Source organism: Catenibacterium sp., assembly GCF_052354645.1.
In the GTDB taxonomy this organism is placed as follows: domain Bacteria; phylum Bacillota_I; class Bacilli_A; order Erysipelotrichales; family Coprobacillaceae; genus Catenibacterium; species Catenibacterium mitsuoka_A.
In genome coordinates, this window is the sequence record NZ_DAWDDM010000127.1 from 1 (window position 1) to 5,658 (window position 5,658).

At 35.0% G+C, this 5,658-nt stretch carries 7 protein-coding genes and 1 pseudogene; all 8 read right to left on the reverse strand.

The genetic code is table 11. The features are described from left to right. Positions 1 to 33: 33 nt before the first annotated feature. Positions 34 to 927, reverse strand: coding sequence for a DUF7916 family protein (locus ACT8VG_RS06695; RefSeq protein WP_444195462.1), 894 nt, complete (start codon positions 925 to 927; stop codon positions 34 to 36). A gap of 54 nt (positions 928 to 981) precedes the next feature. Then, complete coding sequence (locus ACT8VG_RS06700; protein WP_187012494.1) at positions 982 to 1,770, reverse strand: Cof-type HAD-IIB family hydrolase; 789 nt, start codon at positions 1,768 to 1,770, stop codon at positions 982 to 984. Positions 1,771 to 1,841: 71 nt separating this feature from the next. After that, entirely contained in the window at positions 1,842 to 2,105 is a 264-nt protein-coding gene (locus ACT8VG_RS06705) for a hypothetical protein (protein ID WP_129981105.1), read from the reverse strand. 19 nt (positions 2,106 to 2,124) lie between these two features. Continuing rightward, on the reverse strand, positions 2,125 to 2,961 hold the full coding sequence (locus ACT8VG_RS06710) for a PTS system mannose/fructose/sorbose family transporter subunit IID (protein WP_217107054.1): 837 nt from the start codon (positions 2,959 to 2,961) through the stop codon (positions 2,125 to 2,127). A 1-nt stretch (position 2,962) separates the two neighbouring features. Next, the gene (locus ACT8VG_RS06715; RefSeq protein WP_117458486.1) at positions 2,963 to 3,811 is read right to left on the reverse strand and encodes a PTS mannose/fructose/sorbose/N-acetylgalactosamine transporter subunit IIC; all 849 of its coding nucleotides are present in this window, start codon (positions 3,809 to 3,811) and stop codon (positions 2,963 to 2,965) included. 30 nt (positions 3,812 to 3,841) lie between these two features. Then, entirely contained in the window at positions 3,842 to 4,333 is a 492-nt protein-coding gene (locus tag ACT8VG_RS06720) for a PTS system mannose/fructose/N-acetylgalactosamine-transporter subunit IIB (protein ID WP_117458485.1), read from the reverse strand. 14 nt (positions 4,334 to 4,347) lie between these two features. Next, positions 4,348 to 4,776 (reverse strand): PTS sugar transporter subunit IIA, encoded by a 429-nt coding sequence (locus ACT8VG_RS06725; RefSeq protein ID WP_022425265.1) that lies wholly within the window; start codon positions 4,774 to 4,776, stop codon positions 4,348 to 4,350. A 115-nt stretch (positions 4,777 to 4,891) separates the two neighbouring features. Then, positions 4,892 to 5,658, reverse strand: a pseudogene (locus tag ACT8VG_RS06730) (sugar ABC transporter substrate-binding protein); the annotation flags it as partial.

Below are 5,658 nucleotides of genomic sequence, written 5' to 3' on the forward strand. Positions count from 1 at the left end.
TTTATATACAATCAAAAATACTATTCTTACTAATTATCTGTTTACAGATGAAGCAATTTTATGATATGTCCATCTTTTTCCTCTAATGGCAACGCTTAACGTCATGATATTTTCAGGTAAAGCCATACCACACCATCCAGCATCACCGATATGCTGAATGTCTACACCACATCTTTTATTCACAATCGCGATTTCTCTGACTGTTTCAGTATCTGCACCTTCCTGGCTTGTACCGATTGCAGATAATGCTAAAGCGTTATGTGCATGAATATATTCACATGCTTTAGTAACTGCTGCTTCAGATAATCCTGGAACAGTATTTACAGCTGGCATTAAGATAACATCAGCACCTGCATCAATGAATTCCTTAATAGATTCTAAATCTACTACTGGTTCATTAACACCAGCGCCATGCATCTTACCAGCAATAATTAAGCCCTTGAAATATTTCTTAGCTTCCTTAATTGCAGCTGCAATTGAATGATTAGATACACCAACACCTGGGTTACCTGTTAAACAGATGAAGTTGAATCCTAATTCCTGTGCTTTCTTAAATGTTTCAGCAGTTGCCTGTCTACCAGATGCAATTGTCTGTCTTTCTTCAAGCATATCAGCATCTAAGTCTACTGGTTCAAGGTTGCACCCTACTGGTCTACCAATTAATTCCTGTAACTTCTTAACTGGTTCATCACATTCTGGCAAACCATTGATCACTGGATTATTGCAATCAAATACGTTTAAAAGAACCATATCACTACCAAAAGAAACAGCGAGTTCCGCATTAGTTAAATCTCCTAATAATGGTGGAATAGCCACTACTGTTTCAGTCATGACAGTTCTTCCTTCACATGCAAGAATAGACTGTTTTAATTCTTCTCCATTCATTGCAAGCATTTCACTTGTTGTACAATTCAATAATCTTTTCATATTTTATTCCTCCGTAATTGCTTACATTATACTACAACTATTCGGAGATTTCTTCTATATAATATTTAATTTTTGTAAGGCATTGAAAATGCCATCTTGATTATTGGTACTTGTTACGTCATTTGCGATATTTTTAATATCATCAGGTGCATTTCCCATCGCAATACCCATTCCTACACTCTCTAACATCTCTTTATCATTATAGTTATCACCAAAAGCGACAATATCCTGTTTATTAATAGAATAATAGTCACATAGATGATTAATAGCATCTGCTTTAGTGACTCCTTCATTCATGATTTCTATTAAGATATCTGAAGAACAGGCAATAGAACAATGAGGAAATCTTTCTTTTAAGCTTCTTTCTATCTCTTTTGTATAAAGAGGATTACACATACATAATAGCTTATGTATTTTTCTAGAAGGATCTAAAGAAGAAAGTGTACCTTTCTGTGCTTCTGCTTTTACTATACGTTCTTCTCTTAATACACGAGGATCTTCTTTATCCTCTACCAACCAATCATGTAATGCATAAATATTAATAGTACAATCAAACTTCTTTTCTTTAATAAAAGTAATGACTTCTTCTGTCTGTTTATAGTTCATCCCATTTTCATATAATACCTGTCCCTTTTCATCTAAGATGAGTCCTCCACTAAAACAGATCATTGGACAAACAATATCATTTTCTTTCAGTATTGGATAGATACCTTCTGGACTTCTTGCAGAGACAGGTAAGAAAGGAATATCTAAAGATTTAATAGCGTCTCTTGTTTTAGGACTCATATGATGGTCATCTGTAAGTAATGTGCCATCAATATCACTTAATATACATTGATACATATTGTTACCTCCAAAAAAATGAGCATCACAATCAGTGATGCTCATAGAACTAAATTTATAAGTTGATAGGATTATTGAATTAAATCTAATATCTTATTGACGTTGTTTCTACCATTTCTAATTCCAAGCCCAATAATCACAGATATGATTACACAAAGCACCATACCAACAATACCTACGATTCTTGTTATAAGAGATGTAGGTCCAAATAAAATGAACGCAAGGAATAATGAGGAAAAAATGATTGAACACTTTAGCCATCTCTTTAGGTTGTTAAGCATCTTAGTTTGATATTTTACTTCTTCTACATAATGTGATTTAAGCTCTTTATTCATGATAGAACGCTCCTTTATATTAGTATTTTAATCCAGGGTTGAAGAATCCGATAACAACACCTACGAAAGCAACAACTACAAGTAATAACATTACTTTGATAGGAGACATTTTCTTCTTAGCTAATAGATACCAGCAAAGAATAACGAATGCTGCTGTTAAGAATCCAGGATATACACCATCTAATGTTTTCTGTAATTCTAAGAAAGGCTTAGTTGCACCAGCTGCAGTCATTGTGAATGAAGTTTTGATACTTACCCAAGTAGCTGCAACAGCACCAATAACAATACCACCAAGCATTGTGATAGATTCTCTTAGTGCTTCACCCTGAGGACCTACTAAGAAGTCTACGGCTTTACCACCAAGTTCATAACCTTTGAAGTATAAGAACTTCATTCCGAAATATGCGAATAAGTTCCATACGATCATATAGAAGATAGCACCAAGAGGAGAACCTCCAGTACTCATACCTAATGCGATACCTAATAAGATAGGAATTACAGTACCTACAACTAATGAATCCCCAATACCAGCGATTGGACCCATTAAACCAGCACGTAAACCATTGATTGTTTCGTCATCTACGTCATCAGCACCGTTTGCACGTGCTTCTTCAAGACCAGCAGTAACACCTACGATAACAGTACCTAACTGAGGTTCAGTGTTAAAGAAAGCTGTATATGTTTTTAAAGCTTTAGCCTGATCTTCTTTTTTGTCATATAACTCTTCGATAATTGGTAACATTGATGTTAAATAACCAAAAGTCTGCATATGTTCCTGTGAGAAACATGTAAGGTTACCATAGTACCAATGATGGAATGATTTTGATAGAGTTTTCTTTGAAATCTTCTTTTCCATTTTAGATATCCTCCTCGTCATCATCATCTAAATCATCTGCAGCAACAACAGCTGGTTTTGATAAAGAAAGCATTTTGATTTTATAATTGATTAAAGCGAATAATGCAGCAACTAATGTTGCAGATACTAAGTTAATGCCAAGTGAAGCAGCTAAAGTGAAGCCAAAGAAGAATGGGATGAAATCTACTGCTTTAGTAACAATCTGTTTTAATAAGATAGCAATTCCGACACATGGTAATAATGAACCAACAGTGAATAATGTCTTCATAGCAAGACCATCCATTGGTAAGTAAGTCTTGATTAAGTCAACCATTGGTGCACCCATTTTACACATGATTAATGTTGGAATGAATGAACAAATGATATGTGAGATCCAAGGAAGTACCCAGTTAACTGTATATAATTTCTTGAAATCACCTTTTTCAACTGCAGTCCAGCCGACATGCTGCCATGCTAAGTTGATAGTAGCTGTTCCATAGAATAATACTGTACCTAATGTACCAACCATTGAACCGAATGAAGTAGCAAGACCCTGAGCTTCTCTTGAAGCAGGATTTAAACCATAAGAATGAACCGCAATCATTGCTAGTGGGATACCAATGTAGCTGACAGCACGAACGTCTGCAGATACTGTTCCACCAGGAGTAACTAATGCGATATAAACTAACTGCATAGCGATACCAACAAGAATACCTGTCTTTAAATCGCCTAAGATAAGACCACAAATTAAACCACCAACTAAAGGTCTACCTAAAGTGTAGTTACCAATAGAAGTACCACCTAAACCTGGCATACTTGATAAACAAGCAAATAGGCCAAGTAGGGCAGCTTGAAACCAACTAATTTCCATAATTTTTTTCTCCCTTAAATATAATATTTGTTAATAACCGAATTTACCTTTGAAATCATCCCATGTACCGATTGAGACATCTGGTAGTAAGGCAAATTTGATTTTATAACCTGCTTTAGAAATTCTTTCGAATGCATCTGCTTCTTCCTGAGTAATAGACTGGTTATTACCAAGCTTTACAGCGCCTTCACGGTCATTACAAGGACCAACAATAACTGTATCAATACCACACTTGAATCCTTGATCTACTAGGATTGTAGCCATATCAACAGGGTTCTTAGTGATTAAGAAATACTGAGTATCAGAGTCTAATACCTTCTGAGATTTCTTAGCAAAAGCATCAAGTGTCCAGACAAATGTCTTTTTACCACTTGCAGCTTTATAAGCAGCCTTTAATACGCTGTTATCTGCTGCTTTATCATTAACTGCTACTAAACCATCACAAGGATATTCTCTAGCCCAGCGAGTACAAGTCTGACCATGAATCATACGGTCATCAATACGAATAAATGAAACTGACATATTTATTTTCCTCCTTAAATGTCATCTTCTTCGTCATCATCTGATGCGAGTTTAAATTCTTTTAATGCTTCATGTGCTTCACCAAGTACTGCCTGAGGAAGCATTTCCTTATCCATGTTATCCTTCATCAATACTGTAGTTAATGCAAGTGGAAGGTTCATACCACCTAGGACAACTGTATTATCTGTTAAACCTTTTTCATTGATTACATTTAGTGCAGTAGTTAATGGTGATCCACCAATTAAATCACCAAGAAGAATGATTTCATCTTCTCCAGTAATAGGACTTACTGCTTCCTTAAATACTTCTGCGAATTCATCAGCAGTTTTACCATTCTCTAATCCAACTGCAATGACTTCTTTCTTTTCTCCAGCTAACATGCTAAGTGCATTGGCTAATCCCTTTGCAAACTCACCATGGCTTACAAGTACTACATATTTCATCTTTCTTCTCCTCCTGTGATTACATTCTAGCATTCAAACGCTTTCATTCCATCTGCCTAAAGTCATGACTTCAATATGACATTTGTCATATTAAAAAAAGAGTGGTTAAACCACTCTATTCATTTAAATATTTATTTACTGCTTTTTGCAATTCTATTAATGAAAGATCAAAATCATCACTTGAATGAATCATCTTTATCATATTGGTATTAATCATAGTCTTCGCTGCATCATATTTCTTAAACTTTTCACGGTTACGTGCGCCCAGTAATGCCTGATTTAATAACGATATACTGATTTTAGAATCGCCTGTTTCTTCATCGAGCATATCAATGATTGTTTGTGACTGTGCAACCTTCTTCAAAGGAGAAATTCCTTGAGAGTATTGTGTTATAGACTGCTGAGTTGTTTGATCATGACATAATTCTTTTAATAGATTCCAAGCCTGTGATTTATGATGTGATTTTGCACTCATACCCATCAATAATGTAGACACCTGTGCACTTCCCTGATTCTTTGAGGCAGTAGGCATCTTTAAACAATCCCATTCAAATGTAGAATACTTTTTAACACGCCATGGATAGGGCTTATATGTACGATATACAGCTAAAGAACGAGGTGAAAAAGCAACTAACCCTTTATCAAATTCGTCAGATGTGACTGTATGTCCTTCATTTAAATTATTGAGTTTACGATAAAATTCTATAGCACGCTTCACAGCACTCTGATCTAGATAACATTTAGTTCCCTTTTCGTTAAAAACCCGTGCGCCATATGCATAAATAGAATCAAGCCATTCATAATCATAATAGCCATAATAATTTGAAGAATACTCACTTACCTTTTTACAGAAATAATACAAATCATCCAATGTCCAATCAT

What these genes read in the sequence shown, in the direction of transcription:
- ACT8VG_RS06695 (WP_444195462.1), bottom strand. Translation starts at nt 927, where the DNA reads ATGAAAAGATTATTGAATTGTACAACAAGTGAAATGCTTGCAATGAAT.
- ACT8VG_RS06700 (WP_187012494.1), bottom strand. Translation starts at nt 1,770, where the DNA reads ATGTATCAATGTATATTAAGTGATATTGATGGCACATTACTTACAGAT.
- ACT8VG_RS06705 (WP_129981105.1), bottom strand. Translation starts at nt 2,105, where the DNA reads ATGAATAAAGAGCTTAAATCACATTATGTAGAAGAAGTAAAATATCAA.
- ACT8VG_RS06710 (WP_217107054.1), bottom strand. Translation starts at nt 2,961, where the DNA reads ATGGAAAAGAAGATTTCAAAGAAAACTCTATCAAAATCATTCCATCAT.
- ACT8VG_RS06715 (WP_117458486.1), bottom strand. Translation starts at nt 3,811, where the DNA reads ATGGAAATTAGTTGGTTTCAAGCTGCCCTACTTGGCCTATTTGCTTGT.
- ACT8VG_RS06720 (WP_117458485.1), bottom strand. Translation starts at nt 4,333, where the DNA reads ATGTCAGTTTCATTTATTCGTATTGATGACCGTATGATTCATGGTCAG.
- ACT8VG_RS06725 (WP_022425265.1), bottom strand. Translation starts at nt 4,776, where the DNA reads ATGAAATATGTAGTACTTGTAAGCCATGGTGAGTTTGCAAAGGGATTA.